Annotated in this window: 17 protein-coding genes; 7 read left to right on the forward strand and 10 right to left on the reverse strand. The window is 51.8% G+C overall.

The window, feature by feature from the left end; translation table 11 throughout:
• The first annotated feature begins 70 nt into the window (after positions 1 to 70).
• Both B2Z72_RS05690 and B2Z72_RS05695 read left to right on the forward strand, forming a co-directional pair.
• Positions 71 to 340: a hypothetical protein gene (locus B2Z72_RS05690; protein ID WP_296981533.1), complete on the forward strand. Its 270-nt coding sequence runs from the start codon at positions 71 to 73 to the stop codon at positions 338 to 340.
• Positions 341 to 763: 423 nt separating this feature from the next.
• Positions 764 to 1,603, forward strand: coding sequence for a hypothetical protein (locus tag B2Z72_RS05695; RefSeq protein WP_296981531.1), 840 nt, complete (start codon positions 764 to 766; stop codon positions 1,601 to 1,603).
• A gap of 194 nt (positions 1,604 to 1,797) precedes the next feature.
• On the opposite strand, the gene B2Z72_RS05700 is transcribed toward B2Z72_RS05695, so the two are convergent.
• Both B2Z72_RS05700 and B2Z72_RS05705 read right to left on the reverse strand, forming a co-directional pair.
• Positions 1,798 to 2,256, reverse strand: a complete 459-nt coding sequence (locus tag B2Z72_RS05700; protein ID WP_296981529.1) for a CopD family protein — start codon at positions 2,254 to 2,256, stop codon at positions 1,798 to 1,800.
• A gap of 80 nt (positions 2,257 to 2,336) precedes the next feature.
• On the reverse strand, positions 2,337 to 3,146 hold the full coding sequence (locus tag B2Z72_RS05705; RefSeq protein ID WP_296981527.1) for a sulfite exporter TauE/SafE family protein: 810 nt from the start codon (positions 3,144 to 3,146) through the stop codon (positions 2,337 to 2,339).
• Positions 3,147 to 3,437: 291 nt separating this feature from the next.
• On the opposite strand from B2Z72_RS05705, the gene B2Z72_RS05710 reads away from it, so the two are divergent.
• On the forward strand, positions 3,438 to 4,919 hold the full coding sequence (locus tag B2Z72_RS05710) for a TrkH family potassium uptake protein (protein ID WP_296981525.1): 1,482 nt from the start codon (positions 3,438 to 3,440) through the stop codon (positions 4,917 to 4,919).
• A gap of 77 nt (positions 4,920 to 4,996) precedes the next feature.
• Here the strand turns inward: B2Z72_RS05710 and fabG are convergent, their stop codons facing one another.
• From fabG to B2Z72_RS05750, 8 genes are all read right to left on the reverse strand, one after another.
• Positions 4,997 to 5,761, reverse strand: coding sequence for a 3-oxoacyl-ACP reductase FabG (gene fabG / locus B2Z72_RS05715; protein WP_296981523.1), 765 nt, complete (start codon positions 5,759 to 5,761; stop codon positions 4,997 to 4,999).
• A 31-nt stretch (positions 5,762 to 5,792) separates the two neighbouring features.
• On the reverse strand, positions 5,793 to 7,196 hold the full coding sequence (locus tag B2Z72_RS05720; protein ID WP_296981521.1) for an aspartate aminotransferase family protein: 1,404 nt from the start codon (positions 7,194 to 7,196) through the stop codon (positions 5,793 to 5,795).
• Positions 7,196 to 8,296 (reverse strand): phosphotransferase enzyme family protein, encoded by a 1,101-nt coding sequence (locus tag B2Z72_RS05725; RefSeq protein ID WP_296981520.1) that lies wholly within the window; start codon positions 8,294 to 8,296, stop codon positions 7,196 to 7,198. The genes B2Z72_RS05720 and B2Z72_RS05725 overlap by 1 nt, the downstream gene beginning before the upstream one ends.
• A gap of 85 nt (positions 8,297 to 8,381) precedes the next feature.
• On the reverse strand, positions 8,382 to 9,401 hold the full coding sequence (locus B2Z72_RS05730) for a heme-dependent oxidative N-demethylase family protein (RefSeq protein WP_296981517.1): 1,020 nt from the start codon (positions 9,399 to 9,401) through the stop codon (positions 8,382 to 8,384).
• Positions 9,402 to 9,410: 9 nt separating this feature from the next.
• Entirely contained in the window at positions 9,411 to 10,361 is a 951-nt protein-coding gene (locus B2Z72_RS05735; RefSeq protein ID WP_297004337.1) for a PDR/VanB family oxidoreductase, read from the reverse strand.
• Positions 10,361 to 10,969, reverse strand: a complete 609-nt coding sequence (locus tag B2Z72_RS05740) for a dimethylamine monooxygenase subunit DmmA family protein (RefSeq protein ID WP_296981896.1) — start codon at positions 10,967 to 10,969, stop codon at positions 10,361 to 10,363. Before B2Z72_RS05740 ends, B2Z72_RS05735 begins: the two co-directional genes overlap by 1 nt.
• A gap of 338 nt (positions 10,970 to 11,307) precedes the next feature.
• Positions 11,308 to 11,664, reverse strand: coding sequence for a cupin domain-containing protein (locus tag B2Z72_RS05745; protein WP_296981898.1), 357 nt, complete (start codon positions 11,662 to 11,664; stop codon positions 11,308 to 11,310).
• A gap of 32 nt (positions 11,665 to 11,696) precedes the next feature.
• The gene (locus tag B2Z72_RS05750) at positions 11,697 to 14,054 is read right to left on the reverse strand and encodes a DUF1989 domain-containing protein (protein WP_296981900.1); all 2,358 of its coding nucleotides are present in this window, start codon (positions 14,052 to 14,054) and stop codon (positions 11,697 to 11,699) included.
• Positions 14,055 to 14,491: 437 nt separating this feature from the next.
• Between B2Z72_RS05750 and B2Z72_RS05755 the strand changes: the two genes are divergently transcribed.
• From B2Z72_RS05755 to B2Z72_RS05770, 4 genes are all read left to right on the forward strand, one after another.
• Positions 14,492 to 15,700 carry an ATP-binding protein gene (locus B2Z72_RS05755; protein WP_297004340.1) on the forward strand — a complete coding sequence of 403 codons (1,209 nt, stop codon included), beginning with the start codon at positions 14,492 to 14,494 and terminating at the stop codon, positions 15,698 to 15,700.
• A gap of 75 nt (positions 15,701 to 15,775) precedes the next feature.
• Positions 15,776 to 16,582, forward strand: coding sequence for a response regulator (locus B2Z72_RS05760; protein WP_297004343.1), 807 nt, complete (start codon positions 15,776 to 15,778; stop codon positions 16,580 to 16,582).
• A complete protein-coding gene (locus B2Z72_RS05765; RefSeq protein ID WP_297004346.1) occupies positions 16,582 to 17,361 on the forward strand; it encodes a PAS domain-containing protein in 780 nt (259 codons plus the stop codon). The genes B2Z72_RS05760 and B2Z72_RS05765 overlap by 1 nt, the downstream gene beginning before the upstream one ends.
• A 130-nt stretch (positions 17,362 to 17,491) precedes the next feature.
• Positions 17,492 to 18,868: an NAD(P)-binding domain-containing protein gene (locus tag B2Z72_RS05770; protein ID WP_297004350.1), complete on the forward strand. Its 1,377-nt coding sequence runs from the start codon at positions 17,492 to 17,494 to the stop codon at positions 18,866 to 18,868.
• The last annotated feature ends 54 nt before the right edge of the window (positions 18,869 to 18,922 follow it).

Here is an 18,922-nt window from a genome sequence, read left to right on the forward strand (position 1 = left end):
GCCCCCCATTTTAGTGGGACCATGGTTCCTTTTATGCCTGTTTTATGTTGGCAAACAATGGAGAAAGTCGATGTCATTCGCTCAGGAAGTTGCATTTGATAGCTGGTCCGATTTTGGTCCTCTTACCCGTGAAAGCATCCGTGTTTTCAACGAAGTCATTCGCAGAGTCAGCGGCATTAGCTACGAACCCCACCGCGTATCCACAGACAACGATATGAGTTATCGCTTTCTGTGTGCTGCAACCAATTCTCAGGGCACCACCAGCTGGGATGTACTTGTCGTGGTTAACGAACCTGTTAAAGGCCGCCCACGCATTACTGGTGTGCGCAGCCTGCTCTGATTGATACCTTGGCTGGTAACGCGCTGCAGAATCTCTTTTGCACCATTACCGGCCCGGTAATTCCTGCCGTTGTTACTTCCATTGTTATTGGCCATTGTTATTGGCCATTGTTACTGGCTGTTGTTATTAGCCGCTGTCATGGCTCAGCGTCACTGGCTCACTTCCCTTCCCGTTTACATTCCGGACAAAATTCACTGCCCCCATTAACTCACTGACACCCATTAATACGCGCCAGCTATTCATAGCTCCCACAACGTCTGAACACGCCCCTTAAACAATCACGATCACTCACGAACTATCATTCATGCCGCCGATCCGCCAACAGAAAGCAGCGGACAGGTATTATTTGCTCTTCTGCTCAGACCAATAAAGAGTTTATCCTGCAGAACCTGTATTTATTTACCTGTTCAGCAAAGGATGACCATGACCGACAATACGTTTGATTTTCCGATCTATTATGAGCAGAACCTGCTTACCGATGCCATGACCGAAAACCTGAGCCTGACCCGCTACGCCATCGTGGATGGGCAGCCAGATAAATCCAAACCGGCGATGACCACAGATGCCGGCATGGTATTTATTCGCCAGGGCGTTACCAACTGGGTAGTCGACAGCACCAATAAAACCGGCCTGCAGTCAGGCGCAGAATTCCCACATAAAGTGACGGTTAAAGCTGAGTGGCTGAGTGCTACCGAAGCACTGAAAGAAAATGTCAAAGTAGTCGCGGGCAGTGACGGTAATGTCTTTGGCAGCATGGGCGCACTGCTGGTACCGGATGACTTTAAAATTCCGGCCGTGGTTGCCGACCAGGAAAACATCAAACACTACAATCTGCAGCTGATCAAAAATGGCGACGTGCTGGCCGTAGAATCACCGGAAGTGGATCTGTTGATGCTGGAATATGACTACACCAGTATTTACCGTGAAGAATTTCTGATGAAAGAACACGGTGGTGGCGGTGTATTTGTTGAGTACCACAATTTCCCGCATATCCATATTCCCATGGAAGAAAGCTGTGGTGGTTATATCGTCATTGGCAAGAACAACGGTGACGACACTTTTGATTTTACTGCGTATCAGATCCCTTACGGCTATGCGCTTTATACGCCAGCCAACACCATTCACGGTGACGGTACCCTGGTCGGCAAATACGGTCTGGCACTGGCAGATTCACAGATGATCAGTGCCAACACCGTACTGATCTACAATAAAAATACCGAAACCATGGCAAAAAATATTGTGCCCGACTGGCCTCAAAGCTAATAGCCTCAAATAGCCTCAAAGCTAACAGACACAAAGCTAACAGACACAAAGCTAACAGACACAAAGCTAATAGCCACAAAGCTAATAGCCACAAAGCTGGGCGCTAAACAAAAGTGGCAACGCAGACCACTGTGTCATACACGGGGTCTGCGTTTCTGCTTTCAGATTATAAGCAACAGCTGCTGAAAAGCCTGTTATCCCCAATAGCGCCCGGCGACACCAATAATAATTTCACACATCCCGAGAATCAGATTCATCGCGATCACCGGCTTCATATTGGTTTTAATCACTTTACCCGCGACTTCGGTCTGTCCGTTGTCCACGGCCTTACACAACAGTTTGTAAGGCATAAAATACAGCCAGGCAAACGCCAGAATCATAAACAGCCCGACCGCCTGCATCAGATGAATGTAGGCCGGCGCTTTTTTCATGCTGCCGAGCATGAATATCTCACCATATCCTGTGATCAGAATAACGGCGATAAACAGCCATACCCAGCGAAAGAAGCGATCAAATACCGCGCGCATCAGAGCCACACGCTCAGCAGGCTGCAGCACAGCTTCTGCTGACGGGCGCAGCACCATAAACATCAGAAACATACCACCCACCCACAGAACCGCGGCCAGCGCGTGCAATGCAGGGATAAACGACATCAGAAACATGCTTTTACCTTTTGCAGGCTGACCACAGAAGGCAGTCAGCGGATTGGAATCAGAAGGGCTCAGGCGCTGAATTATACAGCCATGGCCAGCAGGGTTTTAACCAACAGCATCACAGACACCAGACTGGCAAGTATTGCAAAGCCCCACTGTAAAGCGTTGGCCGGAATACGCGGTGCAAAACGGCGTGCGACAATAAGTCCTACCACGGTGGCACCAATAAACCACCAGCTCGACGGTGCTATGGTCGCCCCGCGCAACAGAGTACCGGTTACCGTACCGGCAGAAATCAGGGTAATCACCGCCAGTGAGGTAGAGACAATGCCGTGCATGCCAAGATTGGAAAACTGACGCACCCCCGGCACGATCAGAAAGCCGCCACCCACGCCGAGCATACCGCTGAACAGTCCGGACATGCCGCCAATGGAGGTTAACGTAGCGAAGCAGCGCGGATTCCATTGAAAGCGGCCGGTATCCGGCCGCAGCATACAGTTGGCACCGATCACCTGATCCATTTCATCTGCCGCACCGGAGCCACGGGCCTGCCGCGCCATACGCAGGGCAATATAAAACAGCAGAAAGCAGAACAGGATCATCATCACATCATGGGGTAACTCATGTGATAACCAGATCCCCAGTGGCGACAGTATGGTACCGGCAATGGCCATAACGATGGCGGCACGATAGCGCACCAGCTTTTTGCGCAGCCCTTCGAGGGTACCGATGGCCGATGCCATACCAATGGCAATCAGAGACACAGGCACCGCTTCCGGTAATGTCATACCAAGACCAATAATCAGTGCCGGTACCGCCAGCACACCACCGCTGCCGGTGAGCCCAAGAGCAGCGCCAACCCCCGCTCCGAGCAGAATTTCAGTCAACATAGGATTATCCACAACTTGCGTAGGCGTCATTATTACATAACTGCCGGGTTATTTAGCACCCACTCTCTGTTCTGCGCCCGTCTGACGACCGCTGACAGTCAGACGATTCCTTTACTACAGCATAGTGTACCCTGCAGGCTACCGATATGACGCAGTCTGGCTGTCAGCTTTTTTGACACAGATGCAACAATGGGTTCCGTTTGATGCGGTAAGATGTCCGCCTTAAACATTATTTTTTATTCCTGCTGTGGGCTAGACTGCGGCTCATTCTCATATCACGGCCCCAATTTTATGAGCAAAGCCTCCCTGGTGTTCAGACTTATCCGTCCGGTGTTTTACGTGTGCGGCATTCTCGCCTTTATTATGGCTGCGCTGATGCTGGTGCCGGCATGCTATGCCTACCTGACCGATGATCACGAGTATCAGGCCTTCCTGATCGGCTCAGCACTGACTGCGCTGGCCGGTATGTTTATGATGGCGCCGGGTTACGAACATCCGTTTTCGCTGACCGCACGGCAACTGTATCTGCTGACCTCCCTGAGCTGGCTGCTGCTGTCGTTTTTCAGTGCCCTGCCGCTGACCTTTACCCATCATCCACTCACGCTCACCGACGCCGTCTTCGAAGCTGTATCCGGCATTACCACAACAGGCTCGACGGTCATGCATGGGCTGCATGAATTACCCGGTTCACTGTTGCTGTGGCGCTCCATGCTGCAATGGGTCGGCGGTTTTGGCGTGATCGGTATGGCGGTCTCGGTACTGCCTTTCCTGCGGGTGGGTGGTATGCGTCTGTTCCAGACCGAATCATCCGACTGGTCAGATAAGTCCCTGCCACGTTTCCGCGACCTTGCCCGGGCGCTGATGGTGCTGTATTTCAGCCTGACCTTTTTCTGCGCACTGAGTTATTTCCTCGCCGGTATGACGGCCTTTGATGCGGTCAACCACGCCATGACCACAGTCTCAACCGGCGGCTACGCCACTGATGACAGCTCCATGGGGCGCTTTGATAACGGCATTCTGTGGATTGCCACGCTGTTTATGCTGCTTGGCGGTATGCCCTTTATGTTGTTTATCCGCTTTATGAACGAGCGCCGGCTGGAATCCTTAAAAGATGAACAGACCAAAGGCTTTGTGGTTATTGTCATCGGCCTGATTGTCCTGCTGACACTGGAGCAACTGCTCACCAGTGATGGTGGTAAAAGTGGCATGACGCCTTTCGATACCCTGACCCACGTCGCTTTCAATATCGTTTCTGTGATTACCACCACGGGCTTTGCTTCCGGCGATTACACCCAGTGGGGCGTATTCAGTATTACCCTGTTTTTCTTCGTCACATTTATTGGCGGCTGCTCAGGCTCCACCAGTGGCGGCATGAAAATATTCCGCTTTCAGTTGTCCTGGCTGTTTCTCAAAGATCAGATGAGCCGTCTGGTTCATCCCCATGGCATCAACCGCGTGCGCTACAACGGCAAGGTCGTATCCGACGACATTATGTCTTCTGCCGTGGCATTTTCTTTCCTGTTTTTTATAACTCTGGTCATTACCACACTGATTCTGTCGTTAACCGGACTCGACTTTGTCTCCAGCCTGACCGGTGCGGCCACAGCACTGACTAACGTCGGCCCCGGCCTTGGCGATATTATTGGTCCTGCCGGTAACTTTGCCACGCTGACCGATACTGCCAAATGGATCTTATGTTTTGCCATGGTGCTCGGGCGACTGGAACTGCTGACCGTCATGGTGTTGCTGACACCGGTATTCTGGCGGGGCTGACACCCGGGCGAAGCTGATCGCAGCCATAAAAAAACCGGTCTTTGTGACCGGTTTTTTCTGTTCAAACTAAATAACGCTTAACCAACCGCTTCAAGCGACTCCGGCAGAATCTGCCCACCATCCACCACAATGGTCTGGCCGGTCACATAGCCTGCGCCTTCGGATGCAAAGTAATAGGCAGCATGGCCAATATCTTCCACTTTACCCAGACGCTTCAGCGGAATGGAATTAGCCATCTGTTGCAGGTAATCCTCACCCATGCCCTGCAAACCTTCGGTGATAATATTGCCTGGCATCACGGCATTGACGGTAATCTGATATTTCGCCAGCTCGATGGAAGCCGTACGGATAAAACCAAGCTGGCCGGCTTTACTGGCACCGTAATGTGACCAGCCGGGAAAACCGGTTACCGGTCCGGTAATGGAGGACGTTACAACAATACGTCCGGCACTGCTTTCTTTCAGCGCAGGAATTGCTGCCTGAACGGTAATAAACGTACCTTTCAGATTAGTATCCATCACCAGATCCCAGTCTTCTTCTGTCATGGTTTCCAGCGCCGCATCCGGAAAAATACCGGCATTGGCACACAGTACATCCAGCCCACCGAATTCACTGACCACTTTTTCCGTCGCGGCAATCATAGAGGCTTTATTGCTGACTTCTCCGGCAACCCCGATGATTTTACCGCTGCTGGTTTCCGCCAGTTCTGCAGCAACCGCATCGGCTGCCGCCTGATCGCGGCCAAGAACAGCCACATCGCAACCGTGACTGGCAAAAACCATAGCGATGCCTTTACCGATACCTTTGGTACCACCGGTGACCAGAACTTTCTGTGTGCTCATATTCAGCTCCTGTGTATAAAAATAAAACCTGTCAGTCGTTATTCAGAGATGTCAGTACCGTGCGTAAACGCCCGATAAACAGCGCGACGTTTTCTGCACTGAAACATAATGGCGGACGGATTTTTAACGTACTGCCCGATTTGCCTGCAGCACCAATCAGAATACCCAGATCGCGCATGGCATTTATAACCTGACTGGTCAGTTGCGCGTCGGCGTTGCCGGCAGCATTGACCAGGTCCACACCGAGAAACAGGCCAGCGCCCCGCACGGCTTTAATGCAGGTAAATTCGTCCATCAGGGCGTTCAGTTCACGCTTGAACAGCGCACCGGTCTCACGGGCGTTATCCTGCAGATGTTCGGTCTGAATGGCGCTTAATACTGCCTGCGCAGCGGCAATAGCCGCATGGGTGCCGGCAAAGGTATTGAAGTAGCCTTCCTCATCGGCAAACGTCTGCAGTAATGCATTACCTGTGATCAGTCCGGCTACCGGGTAGCCGTTCCCCATGGGCTTACCAAAGGTGATGATATCCGGCACCAGTGGCTTCTGTTCTGTACTGTGACGTAAGTACCCCCAGAATTGCTCGCCCGTGCGGGCAAAGCCTGGTTGCACTTCATCCGCAATAAAAAGGCCTCCGGCTTCGCGCACAATATCCACAGCTGTGGTTAAAAATCCCGGGGGATGGGAATACACACCATCGCTGGAGAAAATACTGTCAACCAGCAGAGCGGCCACACCATAGCCATGATTACTGAGGGTATTAATGGCGCGGTTTATTTCCAGCGTGATCGCCGCCTGCGCCTGCTCTGGCGTCAGGTCCTCCTGCTGCAACGCATCCAGCGAAAAGGTTGCCACCCAATCAGGGACTTTTTTGCAGGACGACGGCGACACCTGATTCACCAGATACGTATTACCGTGATAGGCCGCTTCAGAGACAATCACGCCCTGTGCACCACTGGCAAGAAAAGCCAGGCGCAATGCCACATCATTGGCTTCACTGCCGGTGCAGGTCATCAGCAGGCGTGGATCATTCAGATAGTCGCTGCGGGTATCGGGGACTGTCGACAACAGCTGCTGCGCATAATCGTGGCTGGCTTTATTCAGATAACGGCTGTGGGTATTCAGCTTTTTCAGTTGTTCGCTGACCGCCAGCTGCACTGCCGGATGCGCGTGCCCCAGCACGGCGACATTGTTGTATACATCGAGAAAACGATTGCCATCGCCATCAAAAAGCCAGGCACCGTCACCATGAGTAAACTCCAGTGGTTTGCGATAAAACAGTACGGAAGTCGGCCCCATGGTGTGCAGCCGTTCCTGCACCAGACCATCGATATGTTCGTTACCGCTGGCAGAAAAATCACAGGCATTCTGATCAAGAATTTTCTTAACCGCCCTATTTTTCCCCGCCTTTGATGTATTTTCCGGCTGCCGGGTCATTACGCCGGCTCCTGTGTACTGAGCTTTGCCAACGACCCATTAACCACATCATTGAGCAGCTCATCCTGCAGATAGCGCGCGGCCAGCATGGCCGTACCGCGGGTAAACTCTTCGCCCTGCTGCTGTGCCAGTTCGGTTTCTGAATGCGAACCAATCCAGGCCAGCAAGGTCATGCGGCGCAACATAATAAAGGTTGGAATTTCTGCAATATCATCTGCGCCCAACTGACCCTGAGTCTGATAACCTTCGAGCCAGGCGGAAATCAGTTGCGGCAGATCGTCACGGGTTTCGATAAAACTGACGGCACTGGCGAGATCGTACATAAACCAGCCAAGGCCGGCATCATCGAAATCAATCACCCGGGTTTCACCGTTGGACTCAAGCAGATTGGCCAGCCGCAGATCGGCGTGAATCAAACCAAACTTATCATCACCAGCACCGTAAGCGCGCAGACGCTGTTCCAGTTTGACCTGGGTATTTTCCAGCACCACGTTCATATCGGCACACAGCCCCGGCGCTTCGCGCCAGTCGCCCCACAATTTCACTGCGCCCATACAGCCGTCAAAATCCCACACCAGACGCTCAAAATACTCTGGCCGCGTCCAGCCACGGGCATGCTGATGCATCCGTGCTGTCACGGCACCCAGACGCTTAAAGGGTTCGATCAGCTGCGACTCGTCCGGTGCTTCGCCGGGAATCAGTTCGAACAGCACGACAAAACGGCTTTCATTTAATTCCGCAGTTTCGACAGTCTGAATAATTTCATTATTTAATGCGGGAATGGCCTGAGGAGTCGCCAACTGTGCTTCTGCCTGCAGCGCTTTCATCCACGCCAGCTCAGTACGGATAGCATCTTTGCTGTGATAGCCGGTGCGATGCACGCGCATAATCACCGGCTGCGGCGCGCCGCTTTGATCTTTTACCGGTGAATCATCAGCACTGATCAGATAGGTCGCATTCTCAGACAGGCTGAGTAATTTAATCCCGGCCCCGGCATTTATGCCCCAGGCCGGTAAGGCGCGTTTGGCGACAGCCAGCAGATGATCCAGCTGCTGCTGAGGGGTCAGTAATTCAAAAGGTTCTTTTTCCGTAACTGTCATAACAATTCCAATAAAGTGCAACTCCCGCACAGAGGCGGGAGTATGGCTTTAAAGACATCAGATTGCCGTCAGGCAATACAGAAAATCAGTTAACCGGATCGTATTTTGACAGCCAGTCGATCAGAATCTGATGATAATGCGTCAGGCCTTTATATTCGATTAACGGCTCCGGTAAGTTCTTCATAACACGATGCATACGCCGTGCCCAATCTTTATTCGTGACCAGATCGTCCATACTGATCAGATAAGTACGGATACTGAACATCAGCGCATTGGAACGGGCCATACGGTCGAGAACCTGCAGTTCTACCCGCAGATAGACCTTTTCACCAACGTTTTCCGGCGTTACTGAGCGGTTTTCAACACCCCACATTGGGTAGGTTTCCGGTGACGTATCCATGCGTGCATTCACGGTTAAGGTCCAGTTCAGTCTGCGCACCGGGCGGTCAACCGGAATCGCTGTGAGATATTTCAGTGCACGATCAAAAACACCCATTTCATGCGCCATCGGAACCGGGCCGTGCCATTCCTTAAAACTCATGCCGGCATCAAAGGCCAGTGACCAGTCTGCCGGACAGGTGACAATGCCCGCGTCGAGAAATAAATCGCCATCACGCTGATCCAGCAAAGCGATATCGCCCTGTACCTGACGGCCCATGTATTCCAGTGGTGGGCACGGCAGCGTGCTGCTGTCACCGAAGGTAAAAACGTCGTCGAGTTTCAGCAGCCGATTCTGCCAATGCCATTTATCGCCATTTCGTTCAAGGCGGAAATAGTCCGGGTAATCTTTAGCCATGCTGGTCATCGCACGTTCGATAAAGTCCCAGCAGGCCTGTTCCATATGTGGCATGGCCAGACAGCGTTTTGGGTTTTCTTTCAGAACCAGGTCACGCTCGGCCATTTCCGACAGGTAATGCTCGTCAATATCAAACAGAAATTCGTTTACGGAACCAACCGGGCCTGGCAATGTATGCGGCTCGATATTAACGGAATAAGAATATTCGTCTTCCGGAAAAGGAAACGGAAAGCGCTCAATCGCTTCTTCACTGTTAGTGTAAGTAAAATCGTCGCGGAATGTTTCCAGCTTAGTTGGTGCTAAACGCATAATCCTTCCTCACAAATCCAGTGTCAGACTGTCGCTGACGGCGCGGGATACACAGGGCATCACGCATTGATTGCTGTTCTTTTCATCGGCAGATAAAAAATCATCGCGATGTTCCGGAATACCATCGGTCACTTTGGTAACGCACTGGCCACACACACCACCGCGACACATATTGGCGACTTCAACGCCGGCGGCTTCCAGTGCTTCCAGCATGCTGGATTCACTGTCGACCACTACCTGCTTATCGGTTTTGGCCAGATTAACCAGAAATGGCTTGCCCGGTTTGGGCGCAGCAAATTCTTCATAATGAATAATACCGGCAGGAATACCCAACGCTGCGGCTTCATTTTTGACGGCATCGATCAGCGTATCCGGACCACAGATATAGACGTGGGTACCCGGTGTAAGCGTACTTAACAACTGCTGCACGACGCACAGCTGACCATTATCCGAGTCATAGCTGAAAAAACGCTCACCCAAATCATCTGCCAGTTTCTGACGATAAGCGCCGGTCTGATTGCTGCGGTACAGGTAATGCAGTTCAAAATCCGCGTTACGACGCTGCAGCTCCGGCAGATACGACATAAACGGCGTAATGCCAACACCACCAGCGATCAGAATATGTTTTTGGGCTGCCCAGTGCGGGGCAAATAAATTGGCTGGCGGTGTAATCTTAAGTACATCACCTTCTTTCACCTGAGTGTGCATAAACACCGAGCCACCACGGGATTCATCCTGCAGGCGCACGGCAATGTGATAGGCCGAGGTATCAGCCGGATCACTCATCAGCGAATAGGCATTGCGATAGGTTTTATTTTCTCCGGCCATTTCCACCATGACATGAGAACCGGCAGAAAAAGGTGGCAGAGATTCATCAACCGCGGCCAGACAGAATTCACGGATTTTCGGCGCTACATCATTTACGGCGGTCACACGGACTGCGATCATCTGATTACTCATCAGCTTAATTCCTCCGCTTTTTCCGGCAGGTCCGCCGGATCTTCTGCATCAATCTGTACACCGACGTAAGCGCGGTGAATTTTAGAGAAGTGATCACGCACCAGCAGATTACGACCACAGCCGCTGCATACTGCAGGTGACTGTGTTACTGGCTCGGTAATTTCGTAACAGTGGGTACAGAACAGCCGGCGCTGATTATTCACCGGCGGCAGCAGATGAATCTGCTCCATAATAAAACCGGCATCCTGAATCAGTTTGGCCACGTCCCAGATAAAGGCCTCTGTACCCGCCACATAAAAGCTGGATGACAGTGGTAAACCCGCCAGAGTGGTGGATAACTCTTCAATGCCATTGGCTGCAGACAAACCAATGGTTAACACGTCGAAACTGCTGTCACCGCTGTTACAGGCAGCGATCAATGGCGCCAGCAGAGCGTCAGCCTTATCCCGCTCAACATCCTGCTGAGTGATAAAAATCTGATGCTGAGTCGCACTGTTGAGACTCACTGGCGGATACTGTGGCCGGCTTTTTACGCCGGGCACCAGTTCTAAATCTGATCTGGTTAATTCTGACTTGGTCAGTTCTGGCTTTTCTGCACTCGCTTGCATACCAAACTCCGGGAGATTAAAACCATTCACCGCCGGATAATCACTCACAGCGGGAGAAAACCTGGCACCTGAGATTTCCACCGGCTTTCGGGCCAGCAGAATGCATATCTCTGCATATCAGGATATTTTTATTCCTGTCAGGAAAGGCAAAATCCAGACCACCCCCTGAGTTTCTATCTAAACCATTGTTTATTAAAAGGTTTTTGATTTTCAGAAGGGTATTGTCGGAATAAAGCTGCACAAATCCGGTTCAGGACTGCTGCATATCAGTTCACCAACTGGAGGAGGAAGTCGCGGGACCTGATATACAGCAGAAACGTTACCCGATTACCCGGGCCTCAGCCCTCGCCTTCGCGACGCTGACCACAGAAGAAGCCAATGCCGTAGCTGTCGGTTTCAAACGTAATGGTGCTGCCCGCCGGGAAATAGAACACATCACCGGCTTTGGCATGGGCAACATTGCCGTCCTGATCGGTGATTTTAAATTCACCTTCAACGATGCATTTCATTTCGTGATAGGTGTAGTCATACACCAGTGGCGCTTCGGATTTTTTCAGATGAAAGAAGCCGGCGGCGATGGTTTTGTCTTCATCGGTAGATACCGCCGTATCACCCAACCAGGCGTTAACCCCCGGGCGTTCCATATCCGGCTGTTCTGCTTTGATCGCTTCCGGGAAAAATTTCATTGCTGGCATAATCGTTACCTCGTTTTACTGCGTTTTTAAAATTATGAACGTACCCGTGTACGCTCGGGATCGTAAAATGGTGTGGTTGTTACTGTGGCTTTTAAGCGTTTTTTATGGCCATCAAGCTGACCAACCTCAAGCTCCGTGCCTGGCGCAGAAAATTCGGGCGCAACACGGCACATGGCAATCTGTTTGTTGAGTAAAGGTGAGCGGGTAGCACTGGTGATCACGCCCACCGGATAGCGGCCGCTGTAAACCTCATCGCCATGGGAAACGGTTTCAGTGTCTTCAATAAATAAGCCGACCAGCTTTTTCCGGCTTTCCGGATTCTGTGCCGCCATGGCTGAACGTCCGACAAAATCATCTTCTTTAGTTTTCATCGGTACGGTAAAACCAATGCCGGCTTCATAAGGGTTGGTCTGCGGACAGAATTCATGCTCGGCAAAAATCAGCCCGGCCTCGATGCGCAGCATATCCAGTGCATCAAATCCCATGGGGGCAATACCGTATTGCTGACCGGCTTCCCAGATCGCGTCCCACAATTCAGTGCCGTGATCCGGATGACACCAGATTTCAAAACCCAGCTCACCGGTATAACCGGTACGGGATACCATCACCGGCATCCCCTGCGGACCACCTAAGCGGCCAATAGTGAAGTGAAACCAGCGTAAATCTTTTACATCCGGCTGATGGGCAGGTGTCCAGATAATTTCGCTCAACAAGGCACGGCTTTGCGGCCCCTGCAGAGACAGGTTATGAATCTGCTCTGAAGAATTCTGCACCCGTACGCGATAGCCTTTTTTCTCCGCCAGTTCGCGCAGCCAGGTTTCCATATAAGGATCACCGGCAACGAAACGGAAATTCTGTTCACCTAAGCGGAACAAGGTACCGTCATCTATCATGCCGCCGGTTTCACAACAGACAGCGGTATAAACAATTTCACCAATGGCCAGACGCCGTACATTGCGGGTTAAAGCAAACTGCAGCAGCTCTTCCGCATCCGGGCCGACTACTTCAAATTTGCGCAGTGGGGTTAAATCCAGCAGCGCTACTCTTTCGCGGCAGGCCAGATATTCTGCACGGGCACCGTAGCCATCGTACTCACCGGCCACCCAGTAGCCGCGGTACTCGGTAAAATGACTCGACATCGCCGCTGTACGCGGATGAAAAGCGGTCTGTTTGGTCATACGCGGTAATTCCTCTGGCAGAGTGCGGTAAGCGATGGCACGGGGAAATTCTTCTTCTGCGCTGTAGACGCGCACATGAATATCGGTCGGTGTCCAGCCATTGGCCGGATCAATGTCATCGGGACAGGCAGAGCTGCCGATCAACAGATCGCGCTGGGCACGCAGCAATACGTAATCCCCGGCGCGGGAAAATGGCTCGTCTGAAAAAATCGTGCCGCAGTCGCCGACACTGGTATTAAAAAATAAATTAATTGCCGGCCAGCCGGCGCGTGGCGCTATGCCATACGGCTTCAGTGCCTTATTAAAATTATCGCTGCAGCTGACATGACCAAAATAGCCGGCGTCTTCATAAAATTTATTGGTGCAGGCGAATAAAAAACTGTCGTGGCGGCCCACGGTATCCTGCACAACTTCCAGCATGCCCTGCATATCGGCATCGAGGAATTTCGCATGCAGACCCGGCTGTGGCAGATTCAAACCCTGAATCGTACGTGTCGCCGTTGCATCCAGCATGACTTCCCGGCCTTCCTGTATTGCCGCCAGATCAAAGGCTATTAAATCCGAGCACTGCTTGCCGGCGACATCAATAATCTGAATCCACTGCCCGGCTTTTACTTCATACACATCGGCTGTGCTGTTTTTTATGCGATATTCCGCCACAGGTTCTGCCAGAGGCTCCGGCAGATCGTCATAGGGCTGTGGAGCATCCAGAGCGCCCCACAGTTGTATTGTCAGTTCAGTGGGTGCCATCTGCACAGCGCCTGCTGCGTAGTTTTCTGAGTAGTTTTCTGCGTCGCTATCTGCATCGTCTGTAGTCAGCAGCAAAGATTTACCTGGAGCAATAATAACCAGCTCCGCATCTGTGCTCAGTGTCATGCGCGGTAACGCATCGGCCGCAAAGACCAGCGCCTGATCCAGCAGTGCAGCGCTCACGCCCCACTGATCAAACTTCTGTTGCAGGCTGCGCGCTGCCTGACTGCCTTCACTCAGCTGAGCTTTGGTGAGGCTGGCCTCTGCAGTCTGCAAACCGGCAAAAGCACTGTGCTGGCCGTTAAGTACCAATATTTCACAGGGCTGAAAGCCGCAGGCTGAGGTGATCTGCAGATAATCTCCGGCACGGGCCTGAATGCGCAGCGCCTGCTGCCCTTCTGCACGCCAGACACGGGAAGGAGGCGACACTCTGTCGATACCACCTGACTGCGCTGAATCCATGACCTTCTCCTGCCTGACTATCAAATTGTCTGAAATTGTCGTCGTTTCGCCTGTTACCTGAGCTGTCGCTGTACAGGTGTTGACGGAGAACACACAGCACCGGGATCGCCCATTTCAGTTCTGGTTTGCGCCACTGCTGTGCGTTTTGCGGGTCACACAAGAGAGCGCTTCCAGGTAAAAAACCAGGGCGGCCGGACTCTGATACTGCTTAAACGACCCCGGAACTGGTGTTTCTCACTGGTTAATAATGTTTACCAGCAGGATTTTTCTCTCAATCCTCCGCTGGGAGTACCCACTTGGTAGTAGCAGGGAAAAAAGCCGTGGGAATGGCACAACTTCTGCTCATACAAGCGGGCAGAAAACAAAAGGAGCTGCCGGCGAAAGACCGGTGCCCAGAGGAAAGACGTACTCAATACGCGAAAACACAGGAGGGGAATATGTCAGCCGTTACTGATCAGAAACCATCCCGCTTTTTTCACTGGATGCAGTCATGGTTCAGTAAAGCCCGGCCCATGGCGGCGGCCAGAATGCCTGCGGACTATCAGGCGCTGACGCTGGAGCTGGCCGCTGCGGACGACAGCAGCATGAGTCAGATCATTCAGCGCAGTCAGCAGCGTCTGCGCTATCTGCTGCATGATCATTCACTGCAACTGGCAGTGGTATTACCCGCAGCCAGTGGCGGCCAAACCCTGTTTCATGCCGGTGGCATTGGCAGTGATATTGGCGACAGTGCTGCAGACAGTTACTGGCTGCAGACTCTGACGCTGCAGCTGACGTCGGCGGATCTTGTGCCCGGTGGCCGGGATCATCAGCGCACCATTGCGTTATCCCACAATGAAGACATTACCCTGTGTCAGCTGGACCTTGGCGCGGACAATAACCCGGGCTGGCTGGCTGTACTTTCATCGCTCAGCGATTACGACAAAGAATCTCTTTATTCCCTTACCCAGACACTGCGTCCCGCCTTTTCCCAGGGATTAACCATTTATTGCCAACGTCAGCAGGCTGTCGCTGTGGCACTGAAGCAGGAACGCAGCGCACAGGCGGCCGAACTGCATGACTCTCTGGCACAGGTATTAGGCTACCTGCGCATCCGCACCGCGCGGCTACAGACATTTGCCGCTGACAGCGAAAATTTCTGCCAGCAACAGAATGCCATCCGCGAGATCAGTGATGAGATAGCCGGCCAGACACTGATGGCCTACCGCCAGGCACGGGAACTGATTTCGGCCTCACGCCTGACATTGCGCGAACAATCGCTGGAGCAGATTTTCAGCCATGCCATTGATGAATTTGCACAACACAGCGCCATCGTCTTTCAGCTCGATAACCGCTGTACAGATATCTCATTGAACGAGCGCCAGTTAACCCAGTTAAGCCATATTGTGCGTGAATCTCTGGCCAATATTGTGCGGCACTCCCATGCCTCTCATGCCCGGATCCGCGCGCTGTTACGCCATGGCAAACTGCAGATAAGCATTGAAGACAATGGTCGCGGTATTGCCGGAAATCAGGCGCGCAGCGACAGCTACGGACTGATGATCATGCAGGAACGGGCTGCCACCATCGGCGCACGCTGTGTCATAAAGGCAAGGAAAAGCGGTGGCACCGTGGTCGAAATCAGCTTTCCTGTTAAAGACAAATAAGCTCAGAGAAAAACCTGCGATAAAAACATCGCTGAAAAATACACTCAGAGAAAACAGTTTCAGGGAATAATCGCTATGAACGCGTCACCGGACATCCACACCACCACAGTCGCCAGTGCCGAGCCGACCATCCATGCCGTGGTGGTGGATGACCACCCACTGTTCCGGCGTGGTTTGGTGCAGCTGCTGAAAGAAACACCAGGGTTCCGTGTGTTAGCGGATTTTGATAATGCCCATGACTATATCGCCCAACTGGATCAGTACGACGCTGAATTATTACTGCTGGATCTGCAGATGCCGGATATTTCCGGCCTCGAAGCGTTGAAACAGATCCGTGCCAAAGGCGGCAGTATGCGCATTGTGATGGTAACCGCCTCGGATGACAGTGAGCATTTAATTGAAGCTCTGAGCGCCGGGGCCGATGGCTACCTGCTGAAAGACACCGCCCCGGATGAAATGACCAGCCAGTTGCGTAAAGCCATGCAGGGCGAAGTTGCCCTCAATTCTGTTGCCGTCAATATTCTTGCCCGCGGTCTGCGCAATGGTCAGTTTAATGGCCAGAATACTCTGCAAAGCAATGAACAGAGTAATGAAAGCCGCCACGAAACCGCCACCGAAAAAAATACCATCCCAGCGGATTACGCCGATACCAATGAACTCACCCAGCGTGAACAACAGACCCTGCAGCTGATCAGCCAGGGCATGAGTAATAAATTGATTGCCCGTGAACTGGGCATCAGTGATGGCACTGTAAAAGTGTACGTAAAAAATATGCTGCGCAAACTGAATCTGCATTCGCGTCTGGAATTGGCAGCCTGGGCATACAATCATGGAGCGACAGGCACAGTACAGGATACAGCAGAAAAAACGGAACAGGATTAATGGCATTGCTTAATTTATTCCGCACTGAATCGTCACCACAGCTGGACTATTCCATGGAACAGCTGCTGGATTCTCTGGAAGACGTTGTACTTACCGTGACGCAGGGTGACTGTCTGCAATATGTGAACCGTTGCTGGGAAACGCTCACTGGCGTGAGTAAAAAAGACAGCAGTGGCCGTCCACTGACAGCCTTCTTACACCCGGAAGATATACACAACTGGCGTATGGCTGTGCAGGAAGTTACAGCAACCCGCCAGAGTCAGATGATCTGGATACGCATCAGTGGTCCGGATGATGACGTGCGCTGGTGTGAAATGCGCCTGCAGTCGATGAATCCGGGCACACTCTACCCCATCAGTGCAACCCTTTGTGATATCACCCCTCAGGTGCGGGAAGATGAGATCCGTAATGCCAGCCACCGCAGTCTGAACGGCCTGGTACAGAATGTACCTGCCATGCTGTTCCGCTCGCGCAATAATCTGAGCTGGACCATGGAATACGTCAGCGACGGTTGCCTGGAAGTAACCGGCTACCACCCGGAACAGCTGATTAACGAATCGCAGCTTTCTTACGGCTCTATGATTGACGCACAGGATGCCGGCTATGTGTGGAGTGAAGTGCAGGATGCTCTGCGCCATAAACGTCCGTATGAATTGATTTATCATATCTGTGATGCTGATGGTAAACGTCGAACAGTGCGGGAAAAAGGTCGTGGAATTTATTCCGCCAGCGGACAGGTTCTTGGTGTTCAGGGCGTTGTTTTCGAAAGCAGTCATTAATCACTGATAAAATTCAGCCTGAATATTAAAAAATAACTGTTTTTACACCCTTTTGGTTACCCACACGGGGGAGTAGGTAAAAACCTTAAATCTTTTTATCTTGGTCTTATCAACTAAAAAGGAGATCAAGATGACTCAGCGTGTTGCAATTATTGGTGCAGGACCCAGTGGCATGGCTCAACTCCGGGCTTTCCAGTCAGCGCAGGAAAAAGGTGCTGAAATTCCGGATATGGTTTGTTTCGAAAAACAAAGCGACTGGGGTGGCCAATGGAATTACACCTGGCGCACAGGCATGGATGAGAACGGTGAACCGGTACACACCAGCATGTATCGCTATCTTTGGTCAAATGGCCCGAAAGAATGCCTTGAATTCGCCGATTACACGTTTGAAGAACATTTTGGCCGCGCCATCGCCTCCTACCCTCCCCGCGAAGTATTATGGGACTATATTAAAGGCCGCGTAGAAAAAGCCGGCGTACGCAAATACATCCGTTTTAATTCCGCCGTACGTCATATCGAATACAGTGAAGAAAATGATAACTTCACCGTCACCGTTCACGATCACAATGACGACAAAATCTACAGCGAAGTTTTTGATTATGTCGTGGTCTGCAGTGGTCACTTCTCAACACCGAACGTTCCCGAATATCCTGGTTTTGCCAACTTTGGTGGCCGCGTACTGCATGCCCACGATTTCCGTGACGCACTGGAGTTCAAAGACAAAGACATTCTGGTCGTCGGTTCCAGCTACTCTGCTGAAGACATCGGTTCTCAATGCTATAAATACGGTGCGCGTTCCATTACTTCCAGCTACCGTTCAGCCCCCATGGGCTACAAGTGGCCGGAAAACTGGGAAGAAAAGCCGGCATTGACCCATGTTGATGAAAATGTCGCCTATTTTGTCGATGGTACCAGCAAGCATATTGATGCCATTATTCTGTGTACCGGTTACATCCACCACTTCCCCTTCCTGAATGACGATCTGCGTCTGGTTACGGATAACCGTCTGTGGCCACTGAATCTGTATAAAGGCGTGGTGTGGGAAGATAACCCGAAACTTTTCTATATTGGTATGCAGGATCAGTGGTACAGCTTCAACATGTTTGATGCTCAGGCATGGTATACCCGCGATGTGATTATGGGTCGTATTCCATTGCCATCCCAGGATGAGATGCGCGCCGACAGTGCCCAGTGGCGCATCGAAGAGCTTAAGCTCGAAACCGCCAAAGAAATGTACGAATATCAGGGTTCATATATTCTGCACTTAATTGAACAGACGGATTACCCGACATTCGATATTGATGGTGTTAACCAGACCTTCCTGGAATGGAAGCATCATAAAAAAGAAGACATCATGGGCTTCCGTAATAACTCTTACGCTTCCCTGATGACAGGAACCATGTCACCTCCGCATCACACACCATGGCTGGAAGCTCTGGATGATTCGCTGGAAGCCTATCTGGCTAATGGTGAAAGTTCAGAGATGAAAAAGAAAGCCGCAGGCTGAGCTTCAGCCTGCCGGAAAAAGCAGCCCCTGTCAGGCCACTGCTGTCCCACAGTT

It is taken from the genome of Thalassolituus sp. UBA6592, assembly GCF_002433655.1.
Classification (GTDB): Bacteria; Pseudomonadota; Gammaproteobacteria; order Pseudomonadales; family Oceanobacteraceae; genus Venatoribacter.

Bases quoted from the DNA above. Each gene is read 5' to 3' on its own strand.
- B2Z72_RS05725 (WP_296981520.1), bottom strand. From the start codon at position 8,296: ATGACAGTTACGGAAAAAGAACCTTTTGAATTACTGACCCCTCAGCAG.
- B2Z72_RS05745 (WP_296981898.1), bottom strand. From the start codon at position 11,664: ATGCCAGCAATGAAATTTTTCCCGGAAGCGATCAAAGCAGAACAGCCG.
- B2Z72_RS05755 (WP_297004340.1), top strand. From the start codon at position 14,492: ATGTCAGCCGTTACTGATCAGAAACCATCCCGCTTTTTTCACTGGATG.
- B2Z72_RS05750 (WP_296981900.1), bottom strand. From the start codon at position 14,054: ATGGATTCAGCGCAGTCAGGTGGTATCGACAGAGTGTCGCCTCCTTCC.
- B2Z72_RS05720 (WP_296981521.1), bottom strand. From the start codon at position 7,196: ATGACCCGGCAGCCGGAAAATACATCAAAGGCGGGGAAAAATAGGGCG.
- B2Z72_RS05760 (WP_297004343.1), top strand. From the start codon at position 15,776: ATGAACGCGTCACCGGACATCCACACCACCACAGTCGCCAGTGCCGAG.
- B2Z72_RS05765 (WP_297004346.1), top strand. From the start codon at position 16,582: ATGGCATTGCTTAATTTATTCCGCACTGAATCGTCACCACAGCTGGAC.
- B2Z72_RS05730 (WP_296981517.1), bottom strand. From the start codon at position 9,401: ATGCGTTTAGCACCAACTAAGCTGGAAACATTCCGCGACGATTTTACT.
- B2Z72_RS05690 (WP_296981533.1), top strand. From the start codon at position 71: ATGTCATTCGCTCAGGAAGTTGCATTTGATAGCTGGTCCGATTTTGGT.
- B2Z72_RS05705 (WP_296981527.1), bottom strand. From the start codon at position 3,146: ATGTTGACTGAAATTCTGCTCGGAGCGGGGGTTGGCGCTGCTCTTGGG.
- B2Z72_RS05700 (WP_296981529.1), bottom strand. From the start codon at position 2,256: ATGTCGTTTATCCCTGCATTGCACGCGCTGGCCGCGGTTCTGTGGGTG.
- B2Z72_RS05695 (WP_296981531.1), top strand. From the start codon at position 764: ATGACCGACAATACGTTTGATTTTCCGATCTATTATGAGCAGAACCTG.
- B2Z72_RS05735 (WP_297004337.1), bottom strand. From the start codon at position 10,361: ATGAGTAATCAGATGATCGCAGTCCGTGTGACCGCCGTAAATGATGTA.
- fabG (WP_296981523.1), bottom strand. From the start codon at position 5,761: ATGAGCACACAGAAAGTTCTGGTCACCGGTGGTACCAAAGGTATCGGT.
- B2Z72_RS05770 (WP_297004350.1), top strand. From the start codon at position 17,492: ATGACTCAGCGTGTTGCAATTATTGGTGCAGGACCCAGTGGCATGGCT.
- B2Z72_RS05740 (WP_296981896.1), bottom strand. From the start codon at position 10,969: ATGCAAGCGAGTGCAGAAAAGCCAGAACTGACCAAGTCAGAATTAACC.
- B2Z72_RS05710 (WP_296981525.1), top strand. From the start codon at position 3,438: ATGAGCAAAGCCTCCCTGGTGTTCAGACTTATCCGTCCGGTGTTTTAC.